Here is a 388-nt window from a genome sequence, read left to right on the forward strand (position 1 = left end):
TCGGGAAGACAGGATTTGAACCTGCGACCCCCTGGTCCCAAACCAGGTGCTCTACCAAGCTGAGCCACTTCCCGTTAATAAAAGCGCGCCCGAGAGGAGTCGAACCCCTAACCTCTTGATCCGTAGTCAAACGCTCTATCCAATTGAGCTACGGGCGCATATGGTGCCGAGGGCGGGGGTCGAACCCGCACGGTGGTCACCCACCGCAGGATTTTAAGTCCTGTGCGTCTGCCTGTTCCGCCACCCCGGCATGTCATATTGAAAATTGGAGCGGAAGACGGGATTCGAACCCGCGACCCCAACCTTGGCAAGGTTGTATTCTACCACTGAACTACTTCCGCAAGACATGTATGAGTTATTTTAGTAAAAGTGCGGGTGAAGGGAGTCG

4 tRNA genes are annotated in these 388 nt (G+C 54.9%); all 4 read right to left on the reverse strand.

The features are described 5' to 3' along the window. The 4 genes from K5S59_RS29775 to K5S59_RS29790 all read right to left on the reverse strand — a co-directional run bounded on the left by K5S59_RS29775 (position 1) and on the right by K5S59_RS29790 (position 341). A tRNA-Pro gene (locus K5S59_RS29775) sits at positions 1-74 on the reverse strand. A 10-nt stretch (positions 75-84) separates the two neighbouring features. Next, positions 85-158 (reverse strand) — tRNA-Arg (locus tag K5S59_RS29780). Between the two features lie 3 nt (positions 159-161). Beyond that, positions 162-250 (reverse strand) — tRNA-Leu (locus K5S59_RS29785). 16 nt (positions 251-266) lie between these two features. Further along, positions 267-341: transfer RNA gene (locus K5S59_RS29790), tRNA-Gly, on the reverse strand. Positions 342-388 lie beyond the last annotated feature (47 nt).

Source organism: Bacillus sp. BML-BC051 (assembly GCF_019656175.1).
GTDB classification, from domain to species: domain Bacteria; phylum Bacillota; class Bacilli; order Bacillales; family Bacillaceae_G; genus Bacillus_A; species Bacillus_A mobilis.